The sequence below is a fragment of the Phaeobacter sp. LSS9 genome, from assembly GCF_003443595.1.
Lineage (GTDB): Bacteria > Pseudomonadota > Alphaproteobacteria > Rhodobacterales > Rhodobacteraceae > Phaeobacter > Phaeobacter piscinae.
Map to the genome: position 1 here is coordinate 2161795 of NZ_CP031956.1, position 25514 is coordinate 2187308.

The window sequence follows — 25514 nt, forward strand, 5'->3', positions numbered from 1 at the left end:
AAGGGCCGAGGCCCTTACTCCTCACCCTCTGCATCCAGGAGTTCCATATTCAGGCCGAGGCCACGGACTTCTTTCACCAGAACGTTAAACGATTCCGGTACGCCCGCTTCAAAGTTGTCCTCGCCCTTGACGATCGATTCATAGACCTTGGTCCGGCCTGCAACGTCATCCGATTTCACGGTGAGCATCTCCTGCAGGGTGTAGGCGGCGCCATAGGCTTCCAGAGCCCAGACTTCCATCTCACCAAAGCGCTGACCACCGAACTGCGCCTTACCACCCAGCGGCTGCTGAGTAACGAGGGAGTACGGACCGGTCGAACGCGCGTGGATCTTGTCGTCGACCAGGTGGTGCAGTTTCAGCAGGTATTTGATGCCAACGGTCACAGGACGGGCGAACTGCTCGCCGGTGCGGCCATCAAACAGGATCGACTGACCGGAGGTGTCAAAGCCAGCGCGCACCAGAGCGTCGTTGACGTCGGCCTCTTTGGCGCCATCAAAGACTGGTGTTGCGATCGGCACACCACGGGTCACATTGCCTGCGGCCTCAACCAGATCGGTCTCGGTCATATCGGCAATACCTTCACCGTAGACGTCGTCACCATAGGCATGGTGCATCGCTTCACGAACCGGGGTCAGATCGCCGGAGCGACGATAGTCCTGCAGCGCATCGTCTACTTTGATGCCCAGACCGCGCGCGGCCCAACCCATGTGGGTTTCCAGAATCTGACCAACGTTCATCCGCGACGGAACACCGAGCGGGTTCAGACAGAAATCGACCGGGGTACCATCGGCGAGGAACGGCATGTCCTCCATCGGCACCACTTTCGAGATCACACCTTTGTTCCCGTGACGACCGGCCATCTTGTCGCCCGGCTGCAGCTTGCGCTTCACCGCGATGAAGACTTTGACCATCTTCATCACGCCCGGCGGCAGATCATCGCCGCGACGCACTTTCTCGACCTTGTCTTCAAAACGGGCATCCAGAGCACGCTTCTGTGCTTCGTACTGCTCGTTCAGGGCCTCGACAACCTGAGCGCTCTGCTCGTCTTCCAGCGCCAGCATCCACCACTGACCGCGGCTGAGTGTGTCCAGCAGCTCCTCGGTGATTTCAGAACCAGCCTTGATGCCTTTGGGGCCTTTGACAGCGGTTTTACCCAGCAGCATGCCACGCAGACGTGCATAGATGTTGCGGTCCAGAATGCCCATCTCGTCGTCCCGGTCACGGGCCAGACGCTCGACTTCTTCACGCTCGATCTGCAGCGCACGCTCGTCTTTTTCGACACCGTGACGGTTGAAGACACGCACCTCAACCACAGTCCCGTAGTCACCCGGCTTCACGCGCAGCGAAGTGTCGCGCACGTCAGATGCTTTTTCACCAAAGATGGCGCGCAGCAGCTTTTCTTCCGGAGTCATCGGGCTTTCGCCCTTGGGTGTGATCTTACCGACGAGGATATCGCCCGGTTCCACATCCGCACCGATGTAAACAATGCCCGCCTCATCGAGGTTGCGCAGCGCTTCTTCACCGACGTTCGGAATGTCGCGGGTGATCTCTTCCGGCCCAAGCTTGGTATCACGGGCGGCGACTTCGAATTCCTCGATGTGGATCGAGGTAAAGACGTCGTCACGCGCGATACGCTCGGAGATCAGGATGGAGTCTTCGTAGTTGTAGCCATTCCAGGGCATGAAGGCCACGACGACGTTTTTACCCAGAGCCAGTTCACCCATATCGGTGGACGGACCGTCGGCAATCACTTCGCCCTTGCGAACTTCCTGGCCTACTTTCACCAGCGGACGCTGGTTGATGCAGGTGTTCTGGTTAGAACGCTGGAACTTGCGCATGCGGTAGATGTCCACACCCGCATCACCCATTTCGAGGTCAGAGGTCGCCCGGATCACGATACGCTGTGCGTCGATCTGGTCGATGATACCGCCGCGCTTGGCCATGATGGCCGCGCCGGAATCCCGTGCCACGATCTCTTCGATGCCGGTGCCGACCAGCGGTGCCTCTGCGCGCAGCAGCGGAACCGCCTGACGTTGCATGTTCGAGCCCATCAGAGCCCTGTTAGCATCGTCATTCTCCAGGAACGGGATCAGCGAGGCCGCAACGGAGACCAACTGCTTGGGCGAGACGTCGATCAAGTCCACGCTTTCACGCGGAGCCAGAGTATAATCGCCCGACTGACGGGTCGAAACCAGATCGTTGATGAACTTGCCATCTTCATCCAGTGTCGCGTTCGCCTGCGCCACGGTGTGACGCATTTCTTCTGTCGCGGACATGTAGTGGACTTCGTCGGTCACCTTCGCCTCGTTGACGACACGGTAAGGTGTTTCGATGAAGCCGTACTTGTTCACACGGGCAAAGGTCGCCAGCGAGTTGATCAGACCAATGTTCGGGCCTTCCGGTGTCTCAATCGGGCACATCCGACCATAGTGGGTCGGGTGAACGTCGCGCACCTCAAAGCCAGCACGCTCACGGGTCAGACCGCCAGGCCCAAGCGCCGAGAGACGACGCTTGTGCGTCACTTCGGAGAGCGGGTTGGTTTGGTCCATGAACTGGCTGAGCTGCGAGGAGCCGAAGAATTCACGGACAGCCGCGGCAGCCGGTTTTGCGTTGATCAGATCCTGCGGCATGACGGTGTCGATCTCAACGGAGGACATCCGTTCCTTGATCGCACGTTCCATGCGCAGAAGGCCGACGCGGTACTGGTTTTCCATCAGTTCGCCAACGGAGCGCACACGACGGTTGCCAAGGTGGTCGATGTCGTCGATGTCGCCCTTGCCGTCGCGCAGTTCAACCAGCGCCTTGATGCAGGAGATGATGTCTTCCTTGCGCAGGGTCCGCTGAGTGTCCTCAGCATCCAGAGCAAGGCGCATGTTCATCTTCACACGGCCAACGGCGGAGAGGTCATAGCGCTCGGAATCGAAGAACAGCGTGTCAAACAGCGCGGAGGCCGCTTCAACGGTCGGCGGCTCACCCGGGCGCATGACGCGGTAGATATCCATGAGCGCGGTGTCGCGACCCATGTTCTTATCCTGCGCCATGGTGTTGCGCATGTAGGGGCCGACGTTGATGTTGTCGATGTCCAGAACCGGGATGTCGGTGATACCGGCATCGATCAGTTCCTTGACAGTCCCGCCAATCAACTCGCCGCCTTTGTCGTACTCAAGGGTCAGCTCATCGCCGGCCTCGACATAGATGGCGCCGTTTTCTTCGTTGATGATATCCTTGGCGACAAATTTGCCAACGATATGCTCAAACGGCACCAGAAGGTCGGTGATGTTGCCTTCGTCGATCATCTTCTTGACGGCACGCGGCGTGACCTTCTTGCCTGCTTCGGCAAAGATCTCACCAGTCGCTGCGTCAACCAGATCATAGGTCGGACGGGTGCCGCGCACGCGCTCGGGGAAGAACGGCGTGACCCAGCCACGGCTCTTCTCAAGCTTGAAGTTCACGGTGTTGTAATAGGCATCCATGATGCCTTCCTGATCGAGACCCAGAGCATACAGCAGGGTTGTCACAGGCAGTTTGCGGCGACGGTCGATACGCGCAAAGACGATGTCCTTCGCGTCAAATTCGAAGTCCAGCCAGGAGCCGCGATACGGGATGATGCGGCAGGCAAACAGCAGCTTACCCGAAGAATGCGTCTTGCCCTTGTCGTGATCAAAGAACACGCCCGGCGAACGGTGCATCTGGGATACGATCACACGCTCGGTGCCGTTGACCACAAAGGTGCCGTTTGGCGTCATCAGGGGCATGTCGCCCATGTAGACGTCCTGTTCTTTGATGTCCTTCACCGACTTGGCGCCGGTATCTTCGTCCACATCAAAGACGATCAGACGCAATGTGACCTTCAGCGGAGCCGAGTAGGTCATGTCGCGCTGCATGCATTCTTCGACGTCATACTTCGGACGCTCGAAGGAATATTTCACGAATTCCAGAACCGACGTCTCATTAAAGTCCTTGATCGGGAATACCGACTGGAACACGCCCATGATGCCTTCGCCGTCGAGCGGCTGTTCTGCATCACCAGAGCGCAGGAAGAGGTCGTAAGAAGATTTCTGGACCTCGATGAGGTTCGGCATGTCCAGGACTTCGCGGATTTTACCGTAGTATTTGCGAAGACGTTTCTGGCCAAGGAACGATTGAGCCATGTCAGATGTCACCTTTCCAATTCTCACTGAGCAAGGATGCCGCCGGGCCCCGGCACCTTACCCATACGAGACAGCGTGTTCGGATCAATTCATGACCACCTTCCCGAATGGTGGCCTCCCGATCCTTTGAACCTCGCCTGAAAAAACGCCCGTAAATTTGGGCCCTTTCTAAGACAGGTTCGGCTGGACCCGGTTTTCACCGGGCCCAGCCAAATTTCCGGGATGTTCAGAGGGTGCCGAAACCGACCCCCAGTGTTGTCCCGTATCGCGTAGCTTAGGCCAGCTCGACTTCGGCGCCAGCCGCTTCCAGCTTGCCTTTGATGTCTTCTGCTTCGGCTTTGTCCACGCCTTCTTTGATCTTGCCGCCAGCTTCGACCAGCTCTTTGGCTTCTTTCAGGCCAAGACCGGTGATGCCGCGAACTTCTTTGATCACGTTGATTTTGGACGAACCAGCGTTTTTCAGAACGACGTCAAATTCGGTCTTTTCTTCTTCCGCTGCGCCACCGGCGTCGCCGCCAGCTGCCATGACAACTGCGCCGCCAGCTGCGGGCTCGATGCCATACTCATCCTTCAGGATGGTTTTCAGTTCTTGTGCTTCAAGCAGGGTCAGACCAACGATGTCTTCTGCCAGTTTCTTCAGATCAGCCATTTTATCAGCTCTTTCCGTTTACAGTGTGTGTGTTCCAACGTGCGGGCTGATGCCCGACGCCAGTCATTCAGTGCCAACCGCTTACGCAGCTTCCGCCTTCTCTTCGATGGTCGAAAGGATGCTTGCGATGTTGCTTGCAGGTGCGCCAATCGCACCGGCGATGTTGGAAGCAGGTGCGCCGAGCATGCCTGCGATCTGAGCAATAAGCTCATCGCGCGAAGGCATTTTCGACACGGCTTCAACGCCGGCACGGTCAAGAGCGTTCTCGCCCATTGCACCGCCAAGGATTTCGAACTTCTTGTTCTCCTTGGCGAAGCCCTCGGCCACCTTGGCTGCTGCCACGGGGTCCTCGGAATAGGTCAGAACGGTCATCCCTGTCAGCAGGTCAGACATGCTTTCACACGGCTTACCCTCGAGGGCGATTTTGGCGAGCCTGTTCTTGGCAACACGCACGGAGCTCCCGGCGTCGCTTGCGCGCGCCCGCAGATCCTGCATCTCTGCAACTGTCAGACCGGTGTAGTGGGCTACGACCACCACGCCAGAGCTTTCGAAGATCTGGCCGAGTTCCTCGACCACTCTCTCTTTCTGGGCTCTATCCACAGTTCTCTCCAAGTTTAGGGACACTTTCGCATCCCGGCTCATTGATGTGCCGAACATTGCTGTCCGGCGTTCAAGTCCGTTTTAACGGGGTGAGCCAAAATCACCCGAGGGTAGGAATTCCCTCGATCCTTTGGTCGTTCCCGTCTCAGGAGGGAAATTAAGACCCGATCGACAGGCCACCCACCATCTTGGACGAAATGAAATAAAGCGCACGACGAATCGCACGCTTTATCTCGCGGTCGTAGTTAGTCCCATTTTAGGGGTTTTCCAAGGGCAAAATTGCCTCAGGACCCAACAGGGGCGGGATCAGCCGAAATCCTGGCAAGGACAGCCCCGAAATGCAAAACCGGGGACCCCTGCAAGGGACCCCCGGTCTATCGCTGATGGATACGATCTACGGCAGCGCGACATAGCGCACCACCAAACTATCGTCCCGCCTGCCGAGATTACTCGGTAACGGCGGTTTCCACGTCAACAGTGACGCCCGGACCCATGGTGGAGGACAGAGCGATTTTCTTCATATAGGCGCCTTTGGCACCAGCCGGCTTGGCCTTGGCCACTGCCGAGATGAATGCCTTGACGTTCTCGATCAGTTTGGCTTCGTCGAAGGACGCTTTGCCAACGCCTGCGTGGACAACGCCGCCTTTTTCAGCCTTGAACTGAACTTCGCCGCCTTTGGCTGCTTCCACGGCTGCTTTCACGTCCATGGTCACGGTGCCAACCTTGGGGTTCGGCATCAGGTTGCGAGGGCCAAGCACTTTGCCCAGACGGCCGACGATCGGCATCATGTCCGGGGTTGCAATGCAGCGATCAAAGTCGATGGTGCCGCCCTGAATGGTTTCCATCAGGTCTTCTGCACCGACGATGTCCGCGCCAGCTTCTTTGGCTTCGTCAGCTTTCGCGCCACGGGCGAAAACAGCAACACGCATGTCTTTGCCGGTGCCGTTGGGCAGACCGATAACGCCGCGAACCATCTGGTCTGCGTGACGGGTGTCAACGCCGAGGTTCAGGGCGATTTCGATGGTTTCATCGAATTTTGCGTTTGCGTTCGCCTTGATCAGAGCGACCGCTTCTTCCACCGACAGGTTGTCCTTGCCAGCGAAAGCTTCGCGCGCAGCGCGGGTCCGTTTACCGAGCTTAGCCATCTTACTTCACCTCGATGCCCATGGAGCGGGCAGAGCCCAGGATGATCTGCATTGCGGCGTCGATGTCGTTCGCGTTCAGATCTTTCATTTTCGCTTCGGCGATTTCTTTCACCTGAGCGACGCTGACCGTGCCAACGGTTTCACGCGACGGGTTGTTCGCGCCGGATTTCACCTTGGCGGCCTTCTTCAGGTAGTAAGACGCGGGCGGCGTCTTGATGTCCATGGTGAAGGACTTGTCCTGATAGTAGGTGATCACGGTCGGGCACGGCGCACCGGGCTCCATATCTGCAGTCTTGGCGTTGAACGCCTTGCAGAATTCCATGATGTTGATGCCGCGCTGACCCAGTGCCGGACCGACCGGCGGGGATGGGTTTGCCTTACCGGCGGGCACTTGCAGCTTCATTGTGCCAACAAGCTTCTTAGCCATTTGGTTTTCCTTTCAACGAGGACAGGACGCGTCCTGTCCGGAGAGTGTTGCGTGGTCCGATGTCAGGATCGCGATCCCTTGATCTCCCACGAGAGAATCTCGCCCGGAGGCGATAGAGGCGGCGTTTATAGCGGAATGGTGAGGTTGGCAAGGGGTTGGGAGAGATGCACGTCTGTAAACAACCGGCCAGATTGCTTGATACAAGGGCAAGTGACTTTTCATATGTAATGATATCATATAACACTTCGTGATCACTTGCTACGGCAACCTTTAAAACCACCCCTACCAGAGGCCTCTAAGATGACTGGAAACTGCGGCCGAACCAGCCTGAAACGTAAGCTGCGCCGTGGAAACCCGATGCAGGATTACGACTGTCTCCCTCCGGATCTGCGCCGCTGGATCTCATCCGCTGTCCTGCCTTGGAGCGCGAGATCTGTTCATCGCACCTTCAACAAGGCGCTGGCCCGCACTGGTGATAGAGCGCTCGCATTTGGTGAACTGAATCTGATCCAGCGGAAACTGACGGTTAAGGACGCACAAAAGATCTGGGGATCATCCCACCCTGATGCCGCCTCATCCAAACGATAAAAGGCGACCCGTATGGGGCCGCCTTGTCTCACGTTCGCATACAATCAAAGGGGGGGGTTATCACCCCTGCTTGGTCACCTGAGTGAAGTCCAGCTCCACCGGGGTTTCCCGGCCAAAGATGGACACGGTAACCTTGAGCTTCTGATTGTCGTCGTCGACGCCTTCGACCATGCCGTCGAAATCTTCGAACGGACCGTCGTTGACTTTGACTTTTTCACCAACCTCGAAGGAAATGAGCGTGCGCGGTGCCTCTTCGCCTTCCTGGACGCGGCCGAGGATACCCTGCACCTCTGCGTCGCGCATCGGCATCGGGCGGCCCTGCGGTCCGAGGAAGCCAGTCACGCGGTTGATCGAGGAAATCAGGTGGTAGCCACGATCGGACATCTCCATGTGCACCAGCACATAGCCGGGCATGAAACGCCGCTCGGTCGTGACCTTCTTGCCGCGACGGATCTCGATCACCTCTTCGGTGGGGACCAGAACCTCGTCGATCTCATCCTCAAGGCCCTGTTCTGCGACCGACGTGCGGATCTGCTCTGCGATTTTCTTTTCGAAGTTCGAAAGAACGCTGACCGAATACCACCGTTTCGCCATGAACCTGATCGTCCTTGTGTCTCTTGGCCGACAAGACTGCCGTGCCGCTGCTGAAATAAAATACAGCCCTCAGGGCTGCCCTCTAACAAAAAGCGGCGCGCGACACGAATCGCCACACGCCTACGTCAGAGTTACGCGCTCACCTATCGCCCCGGGAGTCCAAGATCAAGAGGAGAGCCGTGAATTGCAAAGACCCGACTGCCTGTGTCGCAACGCCGCGCAACGGAAGGCCGTCAGGTCGGGATTAGCCGAACATGCCCAAGATGCCCTCAAGCCCAAAGCGGATCAGAATGTCCACAATGGCAAAGAACACGGCCGTAAGCGCCGCCATGACGAACACCATCACGGTGGTCAGCAGCACCTCACGGCGGGTCGGCCAGACGACCTTGGAAACTTCGGCGCGAACCTGCTGGATGAACTGGACGGGGTTGGTGGTGGCCATGAGGCGGGGTTCTCTCTGCTAGCAATCAAGCAGCGATTTAACCGCAGACTATGGCAATTTCAAGCCCCGCTGCAGATCGCGCCCTGGCAGCCGAGGTTCGGTGTTTGGCTGACGAGGCATAAGCCTGCTAGCAACTGAGGTCCTGTGAGGATCGGTGCCGACTGGAGCCGTTGCGTCAACCAGCGCCGGTGCAGTCAATTCTATCTTAATTTTCGAGAGGCATAAATATCGCCACCGGGCCGCGCCGATGCCATCACATCATGCCCTGCCCGTCACCGAGCGCGATTATGAGATAGGATTCCATGACCCTCGCACAGAACGATCCACAGGCAACCGGCCTGAGCCAAACCACCCCAGCAGGGGCCGCCACCCAGCGCGAAGCGCAGGCAACCCCTCCGCTGACCATGCAAATTTCCGGCAAGCTTTCCGGGCGCGGTCACGCGCGGCAACAGCCAACGGATGCCAAACTGGATCCCGAGCTGCAGGAGCAACTGACCGCTCTGTTTCAGCACGGGCACCATCAGCAGGCCGCAACCCGATGCGCAGAACTGCTGAACAGCCACCGTAAATCTGCGTTTCTCTGGGAACTTCTGGGTCGTTGCCACCTGGCACAGACCGCGCTGGATGAGGCTGCGACCTGCCTCAACAAGGCCTGCGAGTTGAACCCGACTTCGCCCACGACCTTTGCTGCGATGGGCGATGTTTACCGTCGCCAGAACCGGCCGGAGGATGCCGTCGCGCTCTACAAAAAAGCACTGACGCTTGATTCGACCTGCCTGCCCGCGCTGAATAATCTGGGCAATACTCTGCTGGATCAGGACCGTATTATCGAGGCGGATCAGTGCTTTGCCAGTGCGATTGATCAGGCGCCGGACAATGCGCAGCTGCTCTACAACCGTGCCAATATCCAGCGCCAGCTTGGCAATCTGGGTATCGCGCGCGATCTTTATGGACAGGCCGCACGATTTGCGCCGGGTTTTCTGGAGGCACGCTATAATCTCGCCCAGCTCACCGGTATGGCTGGCGACCGGGTTGAGGCGATCCGCAATCTGGAACAGATCCTGCTGGCCCGCCCAAACGATGATCGTGCCCGCGCCCAGAAGCTGCGCCTGATGGCAGATCTCTGCGACTGGCGCTGGCTGGATGAATATCGGGATCACCGCCGCCATCTGGGGCTGCGCGGCTCTGCGTGTGCGCCGCAGGCTCAGATCGGTCTCGAAGATAATCCCGACCTCCTGCGCATCCGGATGCAGGCCCATGCCAGCGCCGGGCTGCAGGCGGATCCGGCACCGCAACGCCCACGGGCAGAAACCCGGCCCCAGCAGCTTCGTGTCGGCTATTTTGTCAGCTCAGCCCAGGATTTGGACGCACTGCGGCTGCTCGACAGTCTGCTCGCCCGCCATGATCAGAGCCGATTCGCCCTTTATGTCTACACCGCCAGCGCCCCGCGCGCTGATCTGATCGGCGTCCTGCACCGCGACATTCGCGGACTATCGCCCACCACAATCAAGACGCAGGCCGTGGCAGACCAGCTGGATATTGCGATTGATCTGACCAGCTACACCCATGAGGCTGATGCGACCGTGTTCTCGGCCCGGATCGCGCCGGTGCAAGTTGCCATGCCAGGCTTCCCCGGCACCATGGGCACCCCAGCCTATGATTATATCCTCGGGGATGCGGTCACCTGCCCGCCCGGCAGTGAGCGGTATTTCGAGGAACATCTGATCCGCATGCCGCACAGCTACCTGAGTGTTTCAGGTCCGCAGGATCTGTCTGGGCATCAGTTCAGCCGTCGCGACTGCGGTCTGCCGGATGAGGCCTTTGTGTTCTGCAGTTTCACCGCCAGCCATGCGGTAACCCCGCGTGAGTTCGACATCTGGATGCGTCTGCTGACAAAAATCGACGGCAGCGTGCTTTGGCTGGCAGATCACCCCGAAGAGGCGCAGGCGGCGCTTCGCCAGGCCGCAGGTGATCGCCGTGTCGACCCTGACCGCCTGATCTTTGCGCCCCCCTGCACCGGAGAAGAGCGGATGGCCCGCAGCATGGTTGCGGATCTCTTCCTCGACAGTTTCACCATAAATGCCGGTCCTGCGGCCCGTGATGCGCTGATTTCCGGGCTACCTGTGCTGACGATGGCCGGTCGCCAGTTCGCCGCACGCACCACCGCCAGCCTGCTGGCCGCCGCCGGAATGGAGGAACTGCAGACAACAACGCCCCAGGCCTATGAGGCGCGCGCTCTGGAGTTAGCCGGAGATCGTGATCAATTGATGGCGCTGCGCAGCAAGCTGCGTCTGATGCAATCCAAGGCCCCGCTGTTCAATACGGCAGGCTATATGCAGGACCTGGAGCGTGGGTTGGATATTGTGTTCGCACGCCATTGCGACGCCCTACCGCCCCAGCACGTGGCGGTCCCGGCCGAGGATCCCCTGCCCAAACCGCCCGTCGACAGGTTCTCCCACGGGAAAGTGGACGCGCCACCCATTCACGCGGCTTGATCACAGTATAGGCAAACCAACGCACATGCCCTCGCTGCCCGAACAAGGCGGCGGGGCACCCGGCGGGGATGCAGGTCACTGCCGCAGCCGTCCACCCGTGATAAACACCGACAACAACACCTGACAGATACCAGCACGGGGCTGACTGCGGATTCAGAAATCTGGGGAAATGGCAGGGGCATCAGGGTTCGAACCCGAGACCTACGGTTTTGGAGACCGTCGCTCTACCAACTGAGCTATACCCCTACGGTGCGGCAGTTCCTAAGCCAGGGATGCGCCGCTGGCAAGAGGGAAATCGACGAAATCCCCCTGATTTCCGCGTCTCAGGCCGGGATGACTGGTCCCGGCTGTCAGGCTCCAGTATGACAGGGCAAAGGATCCAGAAGAAAGAGCCCAGAGTGAGCCTGCGTAAGAAAATCGCCGACAGCCCGAAGGTGAATCGCGCCGTCGAAGCCCTATTGGCTGGCTATGTGCGATTCGCCTATCGAACCTCACGCTGGGAGCGTCGCGGATTTGAGGAGATGGATGCCTGCGTCGCCTCAGGGGAACCCGTGATCTTCGTGCTCTGGCACCAGCGGCTGATCATGGCGCCCTATCTCTTCGACACTTCGCTGGGTCGCATCTGCGCCCTGACCTCCGCCGCGCGCGCCGGGCGGCTGGCCGGACAGATCTTGGTGCGACTGGGGTTTGAGACCATCCCGATGTCCAGCCACAAGCGCCATGTGGCGCTGTCCCGCGAAGTGCTGCGCCGGATCAAAGAAGGCTGTTCCATCGGCATCGCCGCCGACGGACCGAGAGGCCCTGCCCGTATATCCTCCGGCGTGCCGATCACGTGGGCACGGATGACCGGATGCCGTGTGTTCACCGTCGCTTTTGCAGAGCGGAAAGTGATCAAGCTGCCGACGTGGGATCAGCAAATGCTGCCCCTGCCATTTTCACGTGGTGTTCTCCTCTGTCAGGAGTGGACGGACGAGATGCCGAAGAAGCCCACCGATGAGCAAGTGGAAACGTTGCGACTGAGCCTGCAGGCCTCACTGGACGCCATCACCGATGCGGCCGATACGGCGGTCGGGCGCGACGATAAGGGGAAGAAGAAGCCGGCAGGTTAGTTAGCACGGTTTTCGCCGCAGTTTCGGTTGGTGGATTGATCACCGATACGCAGAGTATTCTTTGATCTCCGCCCACCGCCCCGAAGACCGCGCGGTGTGTGGCCCTGCTTTCCTGCACTACCAGCAAGGTTCGGGAAAAGGCGTCCTCTGACGACACCAACCATGCCTTGGCAGAAATCCCCGTAACGCAGGTGTTCATGAAAGCCATAAGAGAAAAGTCGACCGCTTTGCCATCTCGCTCAGGTCACTAATCGGTTTCTGCCCTGCCCCGTCACTGCCGCACAGAAAAAGGCCGCCCCGTTTGGAGCAGCCTTCTTTAGTTTATTCACCGGTGCGGGCTCTCATTGATTTTGCTGCGCAAAACCAACTGCCGCCCGCCAGACGGCAAAGCCGTCTTACTCAGTGATTTTGGACACAACGCCGGCGCCGACGGTGCGGCCGCCTTCGCGGATCGCGAAGCGCAGGCCCTGCTCCATCGCGATCGGCGCGATCAGTTCAACGTCGAACTTCAGGTTGTCGCCCGGCATAACCATCTCGGTGCCCTCAGGCAGGGTCACGGTGCCGGTCACGTCGGTGGTGCGGAAGTAGAACTGCGGACGGTAGTTCGCGAAGAACGGGGTGTGACGACCACCTTCTTCTTTGGTGAGGATATAGGCCTCAGCTTCGAACTTGGTGTGCGGCTTCACGGAACCTGGCTTACACAGAACCTGACCACGCTCAACGCCGTCACGGTCGACACCACGCAGCAGCGCGCCGATGTTGTCGCCGGCTTCACCACGGTCCAAGAGCTTGCGGAACATTTCCACACCGGTACAGGTGGTGGTGGAGGTGTCACGGATACCAACGATTTCGATCGAGTCGCCAACGTTGATCACGCCGCGCTCAACACGACCGGTCACAACGGTACCACGACCGGAGATCGAGAACACGTCTTCGATCGGCATCAGGAACGGCTGGTCAACAGCGCGCTCAGGGGTGTCGATGTAATCGTCAACAGCCGCCATCAGCTCCTTGATTTTCTCTTCGCCGATTTCAGGCTTATTGCCTTCCATCGCCGCCAGAGCGGACCCTGCGATGATCGGGATATCGTCGCCGGGGTAGTCGTAGGACGACAGCAGCTCGCGGATTTCCATTTCGACCAGCTCCAGGAGCTCTTCGTCGTCAACCTGGTCCACTTTGTTCATGAACACGACCATCTTCGGGATGCCAACCTGGCGGCCCAGCAGGATGTGCTCGCGGGTCTGAGGCATCGGGCCGTCAGCAGCGTTCACAACCAGGATCGCGCCGTCCATCTGCGCCGCACCGGTGATCATGTTCTTCACATAGTCAGCGTGGCCCGGGCAGTCGACGTGGGCGTAGTGACGGCCTTCGGTCTCATATTCCACGTGCGCGGTGGAGATGGTGATCCCGCGCGCTTTCTCTTCAGGTGCGCCGTCGATCTGGTCGTAGGCTTTGAAGTCACCAAAATACTTGGTGATCGCTGCGGTCAGCGTGGTCTTGCCGTGGTCAACGTGGCCGATGGTGCCGATGTTGACGTGCGGTTTTGTACGTTCAAACTTTTCCTTAGCCATTCTGTAGGCGCCCTTTTGAATTGGGGGTCGGAACCCGACCCGAATTTCCTCTGCGCGCGCGGCTTATTTGGTTTGCGCGTGAAAATCAACCCGTTCCGGCACGTCTGCGCGCAAATCCCCGCAAGATCGTAGACCAGACCCCACAGCCCGCGCGCCCGGCTCATCGCAGCTGGCCTGATGTTAGGCCGAAGCCTCCAATGCGTGCGCTATGCGCGCGAATTTCTGCCGCCTAGAACGCGATAAAAACAACAATCTTGGACCGTTAGCCAGCCGCCGCCGCGGGCCCAGCGCTTGCGGCGCTGGCATCTTCGCTGAGGTCTGCAGCATCACTCTGCTCCGGCTCAAACCAGCCTTTGTCCTTGCGCTGCTCAACAAGCCAGTCTTCGATCTGGCCAACAGCATTGCGCGCAAGCCCCCGCATCTGTTCTTCCCGGGTGCGGGCGTGGCCCGATCCAACCAAGAAGCTGTCTGCGGTTGTCGTCTCGAAGACGGTGAATTTCTTCACGACCTTGTTCAGTTTGGTGCCTGCGGCGTCATCCCAGACCGTCACATTGATCGCCAGAACAGATTTCGGGCTAAGCACAAGCGGCACACCGCCGGGAGCAACAAAATAGCCCTCAACACTGATGCCAAAGTGATAGATCTTGTCGCCGTCATACTGGTTGAACCGGGCATCGACCTCATTGGTGAGGATATCGACCCACTCTTGCTTGGACACCTCGCGCGATCCCGGCACCATCTGCACCTTGGAGGCGATGACGATATTATGGCCCAGCTTGAAGGTTCCGAGATCCTCCAGCGGTTCGTCAGGCGCGGCTGCGGTACAGGCGGCAACGGCGACCATGGCGGCCAGGAGAGCGAAGATCCGGATCATAGCAGTCTCATTTCAATTAACATGCGCCTTCAGATAGCCGCCCGGTGCGGAACCGGTAAAGCCATGATGGCCCCGTGGTTCCGACGGGTGGCGCTGAGGCCACAGGTGCGTGGCCGCAAGAGGTGCCTTATTTGAATTTGTAGTTGCGCGGGAAACCATAGGGCGGCCGCTTGCCGATACCGGCGCGTTTGCCCAGCCATTGCCCCAAGTCAGTTTCGTGCCGCGTCTTGCCGCCACCCATTTCCCAACTGAGGCCATCATCCCAGTTGAAGGTGGTGACATCGCTCAGCCCGCCATCCAGTTCCAACGAGCCCTGCTTGCCACGCGCCATGTTGTATTTCTGCAGACGCACGCCTTTGCCACGGGTCAGTTCCGGCATTTCCTCAACCGCGAAGACAAGGAATTTGCCGTTCTCGGACACCACCGCAACATGGTCGCCTGTCACCGGGATACAGATCTTAGCGCGGTCGTCGTCTTTGACGTTCAGCACCTGTTTGCCGCTGCGGGTCTGGGCCACGATATCTTTTTCGGCGCAGATGAAACCATTGCCCGCATCCGAAGCGACCAGCAGGCGGCCTTCCGGGTTGTGGATCAGGATATCGACGATTTCGACCTCGTTCGGCAGGTCAACCATCAGCCGTAATGGCTCTCCCATGCCACGCCCGCCGGGCAGGTTGGACGCGGAAATCGTATAAAACCGCCCGTTGGAGGCGAAGACCAGCAACCGGTCTGTGGTTTCGGCGTGGAAGATGAAGCGCGGGCCGTCGCCGTCCTTGAACTTCAACTCACGCCCCAGATCGATGTGGCCGGTCATCGCCCGGATCCAGCCCATTTGCGAGCAAACCACAGTGATCGGCTCGCGGTCGATCATGGCTTCCAGCGGGACCTCTTCGACCTCTCCCGCCTCGGCAAAGCGGGTGCGGCGCGGGCCGCCCTCATAGGTTTTGCCGAACTGCTTTTTGGTGTCCTTCAGCTGTTCCGCGATGCGGGACCATTGCAGGTCTTCCGACGCCAACAATTCAACCAGCCCGGCGCGTTCTTCGCGCAGGGCGTCACGTTCGCGCACCAGTTCAATCTCTTCCAAGCGGCGCAAGCTGCGCAGGCGCATATTGAGGATCGCCTCGGCCTGCACCTCGCTCAACTCTCCGGCACCGGTAGCAGGCGAAACGTAGTCAGCTTCGGTATAGGCGCGCGGGTGATCCTGCGACCAGTTTTCCCGCATCAACGCCGCTTTGGGATCATCGTCATAGCGGATGATATCAATCACGCGGTCAAGATTGAGAAAGGCGATGATGAAGCCTTCGAGCACCTCAAGACGGTGATCGATCTTGTCCATCCGGTGCTGCGAGCGGCGCTGCAAGACGTCGCGACGGTGATCAAGGAAGGCGCGCAACACCTCCTTCATCGAACAGACCTTGGGCGTGACGCCGTCGATCAGGACATTCATGTTGAGGCTGAAGCGAATTTCCAGATCCGAGTTGCGGAACATCATGTTCATCAGCACTTCGGGGTCCACATTCTTGGACTTCGGCTCAAGAATGATGCGGATATCCTCCGCCGACTCGTCGCGCACATCACCCAGAATAGGGATCTTTTTGGTCTGGATCAGTTCCGCGATCTTTTCGATCAGCTTCGATTTCTGCACCTGATAGGGGATTTCGGTGATCACGATCTGCCATTGGCCGCGGCCCAGATCCTCGACCTCATGGGTACAGCGCAGACGGAATGACCCACGCCCTGTGGTATACGCCTTGGCGATGTTCTCCTTGGGCTCAACAATAATGCCGCCCGTGGGGAAGTCCGGGCCGGGCACATAGTTCAGAAGGGTGTCATCGCGCGCATCAGGGGTCTTGATCAGATGCAGGCAGGCATCGATCAGCTCACTAATGTTGTGCGGCGGGATATTGGTTGCCATGCCCACCGCGATACCGGCCGCCCCATTGGCGAGGATATTCGGGAATGTCGCAGGCAGCACCGCCGGTTCGGTCAGACGTCCGTCGTAGTTGTCACGGAAATCAACGGCGTTTTCACTCAGACCCTCCAGCATCGCCTCAGCAACGAAGGTCATCCGCGCTTCGGTGTAGCGCGAGGCCGCAGGGTTATCGCCGTCGATATTGCCAAAGTTGCCCTGACCGTCGACCAGCGGGTAGCGGACGTTGAAGTCCTGCGCCAGACGCGCCATAGCATCATAAATCGCGGCATCACCGTGAGGGTGGAAATCCCCCATGGTGTCACCGGAAATCTTCGCCGATTTCAGAAAGCCGCCAGTGGAGGTGAGCCGCAGACGGCTCATGGCGTAGAGAATACGGCGATGCACCGGTTTCAGACCATCACGCGCATCGGGCAAGGCCCTGTGCATGATGGTGCTGAGAGCATAGGTCAGGTAACGCTCGCCAATCGCGCGGCGCAACGGTTCCAATACTTCTCCGGATGCGGGGGAATCGGGGGTGTCTTGATCATCTTCCAGGTCGGTCATGTATTGGTGATACTGCCCCCTCAAGTCTTGGTAAAGCGGGGCCGTGAGAAAATGCGGAGTTCCCCCCATATATCGGCTCGACCACAACCACATGCGAGGGGGGGCCGAACGCCGACATCTCTTCGTGTGCACCGTCGCTCACTCGGGGGAGAAAGCGGCCACCTCTCCCCTATTGCGACTCGCGAAACTGCTGTAGGATTGAAAGACGCCGGAACAAACTGTGCTGCAGCTGCGTATTATCTGCATGCGGGCGGACGCTCGTCACTCGTGAATTTGCACAGATTTTCAGGCTGATCCTGGGGGGGATTTGTATATGTCACGCTTTGTTATCGCATCGTTTCTATTCTTGGGCTGGGGCTTCTACGAGGCCAGTGGCGGCGCCGATTTTGAACCACCGAAGGGTCCGTCGGCCGCAATTGATATCGCCAAAGCAGCCTTTGGCGGCGACAGCAGCCCATCGACTACATCCGTGCGCAGCACTCAGGTGACCGCTGAGTCGCTGGTCAGCAAGGTGGCCCTGCGCGTCCCGCAAAATGATACGACACAAGCCGCAAACACCAAACCGGCCCGACCAGCCGCCGACCCTGCGCTGCGCTCTCGGGTCGCGATGGAGCAGATCGCCGCTGTCGGCGCAGGCCTTAGCAACAGTGATACAGCATTTTCGGCCACCTCGGCGTCTCAGGCGAGCTTCCAAACGTCCCCTGCAACATCTGGTGCGGTGCAGCTGGCCTCGCTCACAGACGGGCTATCGGCACAACCACTGGTCCAGGCCGCGCTTGAGACCGACCCGCAGGACATCGTGGAGCCGAAGGCTGACATTCGCTCCATCACGGCGACGCGCGTCAATATGCGCTCCGGTCCGGGCACGGTCTATCCAATCGTTGACCGGCTGAGCAACGGTGAAGAAGTTGCGGTATTTGAAGATATCGGCACCGGCTGGTTGCACCTGCGCACCGTAAAAGACGGCAAAGTTGGCTGGATTGCCGCTTCCCTGGTGAGCCAGAAACGCCCATAAAGCGTCGGTACAGGTGACCGCGCGAGGGGCTTTATGCAAAAAACGATCCTGATGACAGGCTGCTCCTCCGGGATCGGCCTGGATGCAGCGCATGGGATGCGCGAACGGGGCTGGACTGTTTTTGCTTCCTGCCGTCAGCGCGTCGATTGCGACAGGTTGCGTGCCCAAGGGTTCATCAGCCCACTGATGGACTACACAGATGCAGATACCCTCCGCAGTGGCCTGGGCGAGGTGCTGGAGCACACCGGCGGCAAATTGGATGTTCTGTTCAACAACGGCGCCCATGGTCTGCCCGGTGCCGTCGAGGATGTCTCCACCGACGGGCTGCGCAGCATCTTCGAAAGCAATGTCTTCGGCTGGCACGAACTGACCCGCAACGTCATCCCGGTGATGCGCGCACAGGGGCATGGGCGCATCGTGCAGAATTCCTCGATCCTCGGATTTGTGAGCTTCCCTTGGCGCGGGGCCTATGTCGCCACCAAACACGCAATTGAGGGGCTGACCGACACCATGCGGGTGGAACTGCGGGACAGCGGAATCGATGTCATCCTGATCGAACCCGGCCCCGTTACATCGAAGATCCGCGAAAAAGCCATTCCGCATTTCGAGAAATACGTCGACTGGGAAAACTCCGCCCTGCGTGACCGCTATGAGGCGAGTCTGCTGAAACGTCTCTATGAAAGCACCGGGCCAGACAGGTTTGAGCTCCCCGCCTCCGCTGTTACAGCCAAACTGGTCCATGCCTGCGAGAGCAGACGCCCGCATCCGCGTTACTATGTCACCGTACCGACCCATATTGGCGGTGTGCTAAAACGCATCCTGACAACACGCGCGATTGACCGCATCCTCGCGCGGCTTAGATAGCTGATGCGCGGCCAGACCTGCCATGGGGGCAGCGGCTGGCGCGACAAGAAACAAGGAATATGAGAAGATGGGCGATCCGCTCTACATCCTGGCAATTGCTGCCATCGCAGCAACTGTTATCGTGCTGGTGATCGGCATTGGTGGGTTCGGCGCCGGTGGTGCCTTCAATGCCAGAAACGCCAATAAGATGATGCGTCTGCGCATCCTGTTTCAGTTTCTCGCCGTGGTGTTCATCCTTGGCTACGTCTATCTTCGCGCTCAGGGAGGTCAGTAAGCCATGGTCGTATTGAACAAAATCTACACCCGCACCGGCGACAAAGGGGACACTGCACTTGGCAATGGCGACCGTGTTGCCAAACATTCCGCGCGGGTGAACGCCTATGGCACCTCGGATGAGCTGAACGCCTTTGTCGGGGTGGCCCGGCTTGAGGCCAAGGATGAGATGGATGCCGCGCTGGCCCGCATTCAGAATGACCTTTTTGATCTTGGCGCAGATCTGTGTCGGCCGGAAATGGACAAGGATGCAGATGCTGACTACCCGCCCTTGCGGGTTGCCGATGCGCAGGTCGCGCGGTTGGAAGCGGAAATCGATGCGATGAACGCGGAACTCTCGCCGCTGCGCAGCTTCGTGCTGCCGGGCGGGGCTGCACTCTCCGCGCATTTGCACGTCTGCCGCACTGTGGCGCGGCGTGCCGAACGTTTAGCGACCGACCTGGCGACGCAGGAGGACATCAATCCAGCGGCGGTGAAGTATCTCAACCGGCTCTCGGACTGGTTCTTCGTCGCATCGCGCGCGGCCAACGACAATGGGGCCCGCGATGTTCTGTGGGTGCCAGGCGCCAATCGCTAGCCCCCCGGGGCGCGTCAATCGCGCCGTGCAGGTCTGATCGGCCCGTACGGCGCATCATCTGCCCGACGTTGACTGATAGACACACCCGCGCCCGGATCGCTCTGCCGCCGCGCCATGATTCTACGGTGTGATCTGCTTCCCTTGCGGCAGTGCAGCATCTTGCGTCGCAACATTCCTGCAAAACTGCTGATGCAAACCGTCAGACGCGACGTCGGAGGGCGGTAACGTGACGATTTTGCCCTGTTGCGGCGCAATCTAAGCCGCTATCAACATCGCGAGAGCATGGAGGAGAGTCGCCTCGGCGGCTTGCCGTTTGTTAAGGAGAGAACGCAAAATGAAGGTACTCGTGCCTGTCAAGCGCGTGATTGACTACAACGTGAAGGTCCGCGTCAAAGCGGACGGCAGCGGTGTCGATCTCGCCAACGTCAAAATGTCGATGAACCCGTTCGACGAAATCGCCGTCGAAGAGGCCATCCGCCTCAAGGAAGCCGGCAAAGCTGATGAGATCGTCGTTGTCTCCATCGGTGTGAAGCAGGCGCAGGAAACCCTGCGGACCGCATTGGCCATGGGCGCCGACCGCGCGATCCTGGTCAACGCCGCTGATGATGTCCACACCGACATCGAGCCGCTGGCCGTTGCCAAGATCCTCGCCAAAGTGGTCGAGGAAGAGCAGCCCGGTCTGGTTCTGGCCGGCAAGCAAGCGATCGACAACGACATGAACGCAACCGGTCAGATGCTGTCTGCGCTCTTGGGTTGGTCGCAAGGCACCTTTGCCTCTGAGCTGGATGTCGACGGCGATAACGCTGTTGTGACCCGCGAAGTGGACGGCGGCCTGCAGACCATCAAAGTGAAGATGCCCGCCATCGTCACCGTGGACCTGCGCCTGAACGAGCCGCGCTACGCCTCGCTTCCGAACATCATGAAAGCGAAGAAAAAGCCGCTCGACGAGAAAACCGCCGCCGACTACGGCGTCGACGTCTCGCCGCGTCTGGAAATCATTTCGACCACCGAACCCGCAGCTCGTGCCGCTGGCATCATTGTGGGCTCGGTCGATGAGCTGGTTGGGAAACTCAAAGAAGCGGGGGCTGTGTAATGGCTGTTCTTCTCCTTGCCGAAGTGACCGATGGTGCCCTGGCGCTGGATGCAACTGCAAAAGCGGTTACCGCTGCGGGCAAACTGGGCGATGTGACGGTGCTGGCCGCTGGTGCATCCGCAGCAGCCGCTGGCGAAGAAGCCGCGAAGATCGCAGGCGTCGCCAAGGTTCTGGTCGCCGAAGATGCGTCGCTGGGCCACCGCCTGGCGGAGCCGACTGCAGCGCTGATCGCGTCGCTGGCATCCGACTACGAGCACATCGTTGCGCCCGCAACCACAGACGCCAAGAACGTCCTGCCTCGCGTGGCGGCGCTCTTGGATGTGATGGTGATTTCGGATGTGTCCGGCGTTGTCGACGGCGACACGTTTGAGCGCCCGATCTACGCAGGCAACGCGGTACAGACCGTGAAGTCGCGCGATGCGAAAAAGGTGATTTCCTTCCGGACCTCCACCTTTGACGCGGCTGGCGACGGCGGCTCTGCCTCTGTTGACACCATCTCCGCAGCTGAAAACCCCGGCCTGTCCGAATGGGTTGAGGACAAAGTCGCCGCCAGCGATCGCCCCGAGCTGACCTCGGCCGGTGTGGTTGTGTCCGGTGGTCGCGGTGTTGGCTCCGAGGAAGACTTCAAACTGATCGAAAGCCTCGCAGACAAGCTGGGGGCCGCAGTTGGCGCGTCCCGTGCTGCAGTCGACTCGGGCTATGCACCGAACGACTGGCAGGTGGGTCAGACCGGTAAGGTCGTCGCACCTGAGCTGTATGTTGCGGTTGGCATCTCCGGTGCAATCCAGCACCTGGCAGGCATGAAAGACTCCAAGATCATCGTCGCGATCAACAAAGACGAAGAGGCTCCGATCTTTCAGGTGGCCGACTATGGTCTGGTCGCGGACCTGTTCCAGGCTGTGCCCGAGCTGATCGAAAAGCTGTAAGATTCGCAGTTATCGCATGAAGAAGCCCGCAACCGGTGTTGCGGGCTTTTTTCGTGGCCCCCTTAGGGCCTCGATAGTCCAGTTGTGTAGGCCTTAGGTGTTCAAACGGGGTCGCAGATACTGCGCCACCTGTTGCGCTATCCGCAGATGCTCCTTTGGTCCCAGCATGCGCTGCGCCGAAGGCAGATCAAGCTGGCCGTAAAACATGCCGTCAATATCAGCCGCATCCCGCGCGGTATGCACGGGGATTTCCAACACCCCGAGGACGCGGGCGCGCAGCGCATCCACCATGGGCCGGTCCACGAGGGCAGGTTCGTGACCGAACAAAGCCTGCTGGTCGACGTCGTAGTGCACCCAAAGCAGCGTCACCGCACCATTCAGGGCAGAGATCAACTCCCCCATACGTTCAACCCATGTATCCTGCAGATGATCGCGAACCGTTTCGTAACGGGTTGTGCAGCAAGATCTGAGCGCGCTCAGCAGGTGCTTGTTGAAGTGATATTCGGTAAAATCCACTTCCGGGTAGAGCTCCAGCAACGGCTCATGTGCACAAAGGAACCTGTCATTGCGCCGTGGATGTACCTTATAATACCCATTGGAGATATTCTGTGCCCCAAGCACCTGCAGCAGCGTTGTTTCGGCCTGGCCCGCGATTTCCAGAATATCCGGGTCGCTCAGGAAGCTGTCGACCCCGGCGTTCACACTGCCCAGATTTACGCAAACACGATCAAGCAACGCCTCAGTTTCAGACACAAACGGTCGTTCGACAAAGCGTCCGAAGACCTCTGTCCCGCCAATAAATGCCAAATATGGTTCAGTCAGATTACGCGCCGGCCCGCGGACCAATAATTTCGAACCCGCATAGCTGCAAGGCTCGCCCGCAAGCGCTGTCGCGCTCTTGAGTTCATAGCTCATAATACCCACCAAATTTCACCCGAGACTCACCTAACCCGAGATCCGTTGATGAAATGCTAATGCTCAACTTTGCCTAAAAAGCCGCCCAATCGGCCTTGTGCCGTCCACAGACCCGCCAGTATGATCCGCCGGAAAACTCTCAAGAGGCATGAGCGATGGACATCCAGAAAATAGGCGTGATTGGTGCAGGCCAGATGGGCAACGGCATCGCTCACGTGATGGCCTTGGCGGGCTATGACGTTGTTCTTAATGACATAAGCCAGCAGGCACTGGACGCGGCCGTAAGCGCGATCCAGAAAAACCTGGCCCGTCAAGCCAGCAAAGGCAAGATCGATCAGACCGAAGTTGAGGCGGCGCTGGGGCGTATTTCGACAACGCTGACACTGGCCGACATTGGCAAGACCGATCTGGTGATTGAGGCGGCGACAGAGCGGGAGACCGTTAAGCAGGCCATTTTCGAGGATCTGCTGCCGCATCTGCTGCCCCATACGATTCTCACCTCCAACACCTCTTCAATTTCCATCACCCGACTGGCCAGCCGCACCGACCGCCCAGAGCGGTTCATGGGGTTCCATTTCATGAACCCGGTGCCGGTGATGCAGCTGGTCGAGCTGATCCGTGGCATCGCCACTGATGAGGCCACCTTCTCAGCCTGTCATGCCGTGGTGGAAAAGCTGGGCAAGACCGCTGCCAGCGCCGAAGACTTCCCGGCCTTCATCGTGAACCGCATTCTGATGCCGATGATCAACGAAGCGGTTTATACCCTCTATGAGGGCGTGGGATCGGTGAAATCCATCGACGAATCCATGAAACTGGGTGCCAACCACCCGATGGGCCCGTTGGAGCTGGCTGATTTTATCGGCCTGGACACCTGTCTGGCGATCATGAACGTGTTGCATGACGGTCTGGCGGATACCAAATATCGCCCCTGCCCGCTGCTGACAAAATATGTGGAAGCTGGCTGGCTTGGCCGCAAGACACAGCGCGGCTTCTATGACTATCGCGGCGAAACCCCGGTGCCGACGCGCTGATCCTGAAAGAGCAGAGGGGGCGCTGCCCCCTCTTGGCCTGATGGCCAATTCACCCCTGGGATATTTTTAGCCAGAAGAAAAATGAGAGTTTGATCAACTGTCTTTGCCGAGGCTGAGCGTATGCTCCCGCAGCCAGGCCATAAAGCCGCGCGGATCGCTCTGCAGTTTTTCCATCTGTGCCTCGGTCAGCGGTTCGCCGACCACCGGGCTTTGCGGTTTGTTGCAGGACCGCACGATTTCATGCAGCAGCAACCCCTGTCGCAGGATCGGCGAAACCCGGTTGGCAATCTGGTACCAGCGGGAATTGCTGCCCGGGAAGAAAATTGGCACCACACGCGCGCCAGACCGACGGATGAGCTGCGCTGTGAAGACGTTCCACTCCTGCTCAATCGCGGGGCCGAACCATGTCTCAGAGGACATCACCACGCCAGAGGGAAACAGCGCGACCACCCCACCCTCCTTCAGATGAGCCATGGTCTTGGCCCGCATCTCGACCATCTTGCTTTGCGCTTCGGGGTCATGGGGGAATGGCACCGGGATCATGAAAGAGGTCGCCGCCTCATCCAGCCCGGTCAGCACCGAACGGGTCAGAATACGGTAGTCCTGCCTCACCCGGCCAATGAGGTCTGCGAAGATCATGCCATCAACCATCCCATGGGGGTGGTTCGCAACCACAACCACCGGTCCCTCACCGGGGATACGCTGGATCTGCTCCAATGGTGTTTCGAGATCAATGCCCATCACATTCAGGGCGCCGCGCCAGAATTTCTGGCCACGGTATTCAGCATTGCTGCGTTCAAAACGGCGCACCATACGCAGGATGGTCAGCTTCCCCGTGCACCACTCGATGGCCCGGATCGCAAGCGACGTCCAGCGATCGTCAAAGGAATTGGCGTAGGTGAGCGTCCGGCGGTCATAGATCTCGCCGGTCTCTTCGGTCCCTGGCGTCACGCCAGTGTCCCGATCATGCGCTGTATCCGCCAAGTGCCTTGTCCTGTTCCGTAGTCGTGAATGAGCCTCAGTAGCCTTCGCCGAACTTGTCGGCGACAAGCGTATCCAGCGCGGAGGCCAGCGCCTCTGCATCCGGGCCCGAAGTCTCGATGTCAATAGTCGTTCCTTTTGAGGCTGCCAACATCAAAAGCCCCATGATGCTGTCTCCCGAGGCTGACAGCCCATCCCGCGACACCTCGGCCGTAGCATCAAAGCCCTCGACCACTTCAACCAGCTTGGCCGATGCGCGCGCGTGCAGTCCTTTTTCGTTGACGATTTTCAGCGTTTTCTGAACCATTTAATGCGCTTGCTCCCCTTCGGGGTTGATGTTTTGGGCGTTAATGTACTTGCGTCCCGCCTCCATGGCATGCCGGACCGCATCGGCCACCGGCAAATGGCGGGATTTTGCCAGTTTGATCAGCATCGGGAGATTGGCCCCGTAGAGAATGCGTCGGTTTGCCGGGGTACAGGCCAACAGGCTAAGATTGGACGGAGATCCGCCAAACAGATCCGTGACCACCACCACGCCACCGCCACTGTCGACCGCATCAGCGGCCCCGCAGATCTCGCGCTGTTTCTCGTCCCGGTTATCTTCCGGACCGATACTGATGGCCTCAAGGCAGACCTGAGGACCCACGACATGCTCCACGGCGGCCAGATACTCTCTGGCCAACCCCCCATGTGCAACGATCACGATTCCGATCAAGCC

General features: G+C 59.2%; 24 protein-coding genes and 1 tRNA gene. 10 read left to right on the forward strand and 15 right to left on the reverse strand.

The window, feature by feature from the left end:
• Positions 1-14 precede the first annotated feature (14 nt).
• The 5 genes from rpoB to rplK form a co-directional block, all read right to left on the reverse strand.
• Positions 15-4151, reverse strand: coding sequence for a DNA-directed RNA polymerase subunit beta (rpoB, locus tag D1820_RS10380; RefSeq protein WP_118068924.1), 4137 nt, complete (start codon positions 4149-4151; stop codon positions 15-17).
• A 274-nt stretch (positions 4152-4425) separates the two neighbouring features.
• Positions 4426-4800, reverse strand: coding sequence for a 50S ribosomal protein L7/L12 (rplL, locus tag D1820_RS10385; protein WP_040173581.1), 375 nt, complete (start codon positions 4798-4800; stop codon positions 4426-4428).
• Between the two features lie 81 nt (positions 4801-4881).
• Positions 4882-5400 (reverse strand): 50S ribosomal protein L10, encoded by a 519-nt coding sequence (gene rplJ, locus D1820_RS10390; protein WP_040173578.1) that lies wholly within the window; start codon positions 5398-5400, stop codon positions 4882-4884.
• 446 nt (positions 5401-5846) lie between these two features.
• Positions 5847-6545: a 50S ribosomal protein L1 gene (gene rplA / locus D1820_RS10395; RefSeq protein ID WP_014878906.1), complete on the reverse strand. Its 699-nt coding sequence runs from the start codon at positions 6543-6545 to the stop codon at positions 5847-5849.
• A 1-nt stretch (position 6546) separates the two neighbouring features.
• Positions 6547-6972, reverse strand: a complete 426-nt coding sequence (gene rplK / locus D1820_RS10400) for a 50S ribosomal protein L11 (protein ID WP_024095809.1) — start codon at positions 6970-6972, stop codon at positions 6547-6549.
• Positions 6973-7329: 357 nt separating this feature from the next.
• Here rplK and D1820_RS19195 point away from each other — a divergent pair, with 357 nt between their 5' ends.
• Entirely contained in the window at positions 7330-7560 is a 231-nt protein-coding gene (locus D1820_RS19195) for a DUF6525 family protein (RefSeq protein WP_254683300.1), read from the forward strand.
• Between the two features lie 60 nt (positions 7561-7620).
• Here D1820_RS19195 and nusG read toward each other — a convergent pair whose 3' ends face one another.
• Together nusG and secE are read right to left on the reverse strand one after the other, a co-directional pair.
• Positions 7621-8154 carry a transcription termination/antitermination protein NusG gene (gene nusG, locus D1820_RS10410; protein ID WP_014878905.1) on the reverse strand — a complete coding sequence of 178 codons (534 nt, stop codon included), beginning with the start codon at positions 8152-8154 and terminating at the stop codon, positions 7621-7623.
• A gap of 244 nt (positions 8155-8398) precedes the next feature.
• Complete coding sequence (gene secE / locus D1820_RS10415; protein ID WP_008560174.1) at positions 8399-8596, reverse strand: preprotein translocase subunit SecE; 198 nt, start codon at positions 8594-8596, stop codon at positions 8399-8401.
• A 302-nt stretch (positions 8597-8898) separates the two neighbouring features.
• Between secE and D1820_RS10420 the strand changes: the two genes are divergently transcribed.
• Entirely contained in the window at positions 8899-11091 is a 2193-nt protein-coding gene (locus tag D1820_RS10420; protein WP_118068926.1) for a tetratricopeptide repeat protein, read from the forward strand.
• A 170-nt stretch (positions 11092-11261) separates the two neighbouring features.
• Here D1820_RS10420 and D1820_RS10425 read toward each other — a convergent pair.
• Positions 11262-11337, reverse strand: a tRNA-Trp gene (locus D1820_RS10425).
• Positions 11338-11489: 152 nt separating this feature from the next.
• On the opposite strand from D1820_RS10425, the gene D1820_RS10430 reads away from it, so the two are divergent.
• Complete coding sequence (locus D1820_RS10430; RefSeq protein ID WP_162894088.1) at positions 11490-12200, forward strand: lysophospholipid acyltransferase family protein; 711 nt, start codon at positions 11490-11492, stop codon at positions 12198-12200.
• A gap of 395 nt (positions 12201-12595) precedes the next feature.
• Here D1820_RS10430 and tuf read toward each other — a convergent pair whose 3' ends face one another.
• From tuf to D1820_RS10445, 3 genes are all read right to left on the reverse strand, one after another.
• Positions 12596-13771: an elongation factor Tu gene (gene tuf, locus D1820_RS10435; protein WP_024095804.1), complete on the reverse strand. Its 1176-nt coding sequence runs from the start codon at positions 13769-13771 to the stop codon at positions 12596-12598.
• Positions 13772-14033: 262 nt separating this feature from the next.
• Complete coding sequence (locus D1820_RS10440) at positions 14034-14645, reverse strand: hypothetical protein (protein ID WP_118068929.1); 612 nt, start codon at positions 14643-14645, stop codon at positions 14034-14036.
• Between the two features lie 127 nt (positions 14646-14772).
• A complete protein-coding gene (locus tag D1820_RS10445; protein ID WP_118068930.1) occupies positions 14773-17121 on the reverse strand; it encodes a DNA topoisomerase IV subunit A in 2349 nt (782 codons plus the stop codon).
• A gap of 313 nt (positions 17122-17434) precedes the next feature.
• Here D1820_RS10445 and D1820_RS10450 point away from each other — a divergent pair, with 313 nt between their 5' ends.
• The 6 genes from D1820_RS10450 to D1820_RS10475 all read left to right on the forward strand — a co-directional run bounded on the left by D1820_RS10450 (position 17435) and on the right by D1820_RS10475 (position 21869).
• Complete coding sequence (locus tag D1820_RS10450) at positions 17435-18136, forward strand: SH3 domain-containing protein (protein ID WP_118068932.1); 702 nt, start codon at positions 17435-17437, stop codon at positions 18134-18136.
• A gap of 33 nt (positions 18137-18169) precedes the next feature.
• A complete protein-coding gene (locus tag D1820_RS10455; RefSeq protein ID WP_118068933.1) occupies positions 18170-19000 on the forward strand; it encodes an SDR family NAD(P)-dependent oxidoreductase in 831 nt (276 codons plus the stop codon).
• A gap of 67 nt (positions 19001-19067) precedes the next feature.
• The gene (locus D1820_RS10460) at positions 19068-19274 is read left to right on the forward strand and encodes a twin transmembrane helix small protein (protein WP_040176068.1); all 207 of its coding nucleotides are present in this window, start codon (positions 19068-19070) and stop codon (positions 19272-19274) included.
• A gap of 3 nt (positions 19275-19277) precedes the next feature.
• Positions 19278-19850 carry a cob(I)yrinic acid a,c-diamide adenosyltransferase gene (locus tag D1820_RS10465; protein WP_096872705.1) on the forward strand — a complete coding sequence of 191 codons (573 nt, stop codon included), beginning with the start codon at positions 19278-19280 and terminating at the stop codon, positions 19848-19850.
• Between the two features lie 334 nt (positions 19851-20184).
• Positions 20185-20943, forward strand: a complete 759-nt coding sequence (locus D1820_RS10470; RefSeq protein ID WP_014876039.1) for an electron transfer flavoprotein subunit beta/FixA family protein — start codon at positions 20185-20187, stop codon at positions 20941-20943.
• Positions 20943-21869, forward strand: a complete 927-nt coding sequence (locus D1820_RS10475) for an electron transfer flavoprotein subunit alpha/FixB family protein (RefSeq protein WP_014876040.1) — start codon at positions 20943-20945, stop codon at positions 21867-21869. Before D1820_RS10470 ends, D1820_RS10475 begins: the two co-directional genes overlap by 1 nt.
• A gap of 93 nt (positions 21870-21962) precedes the next feature.
• Here the strand turns inward: D1820_RS10475 and D1820_RS10480 are convergent, their stop codons facing one another.
• Positions 21963-22784, reverse strand: a complete 822-nt coding sequence (locus D1820_RS10480; protein WP_118068935.1) for a DUF6473 family protein — start codon at positions 22782-22784, stop codon at positions 21963-21965.
• A gap of 155 nt (positions 22785-22939) precedes the next feature.
• Here D1820_RS10480 and D1820_RS10485 point away from each other — a divergent pair, with 155 nt between their 5' ends.
• Positions 22940-23815, forward strand: a complete 876-nt coding sequence (locus D1820_RS10485; RefSeq protein WP_024095795.1) for a 3-hydroxybutyryl-CoA dehydrogenase — start codon at positions 22940-22942, stop codon at positions 23813-23815.
• Between the two features lie 93 nt (positions 23816-23908).
• On the opposite strand, the gene D1820_RS10490 is transcribed toward D1820_RS10485, so the two are convergent.
• From D1820_RS10490 to D1820_RS10500, 3 genes are read right to left on the reverse strand one after another with little or no spacing between them, the layout of a single operon-like run.
• Positions 23909-24799 (reverse strand): lysophospholipid acyltransferase family protein, encoded by an 891-nt coding sequence (locus tag D1820_RS10490; protein WP_096872709.1) that lies wholly within the window; start codon positions 24797-24799, stop codon positions 23909-23911.
• Positions 24800-24833: 34 nt separating this feature from the next.
• A complete protein-coding gene (locus D1820_RS10495) occupies positions 24834-25103 on the reverse strand; it encodes an HPr family phosphocarrier protein (protein ID WP_014876044.1) in 270 nt (89 codons plus the stop codon).
• On the reverse strand, positions 25104-25511 hold the full coding sequence (locus tag D1820_RS10500; protein WP_024095793.1) for a PTS sugar transporter subunit IIA: 408 nt from the start codon (positions 25509-25511) through the stop codon (positions 25104-25106).
• Positions 25512-25514 lie beyond the last annotated feature (3 nt).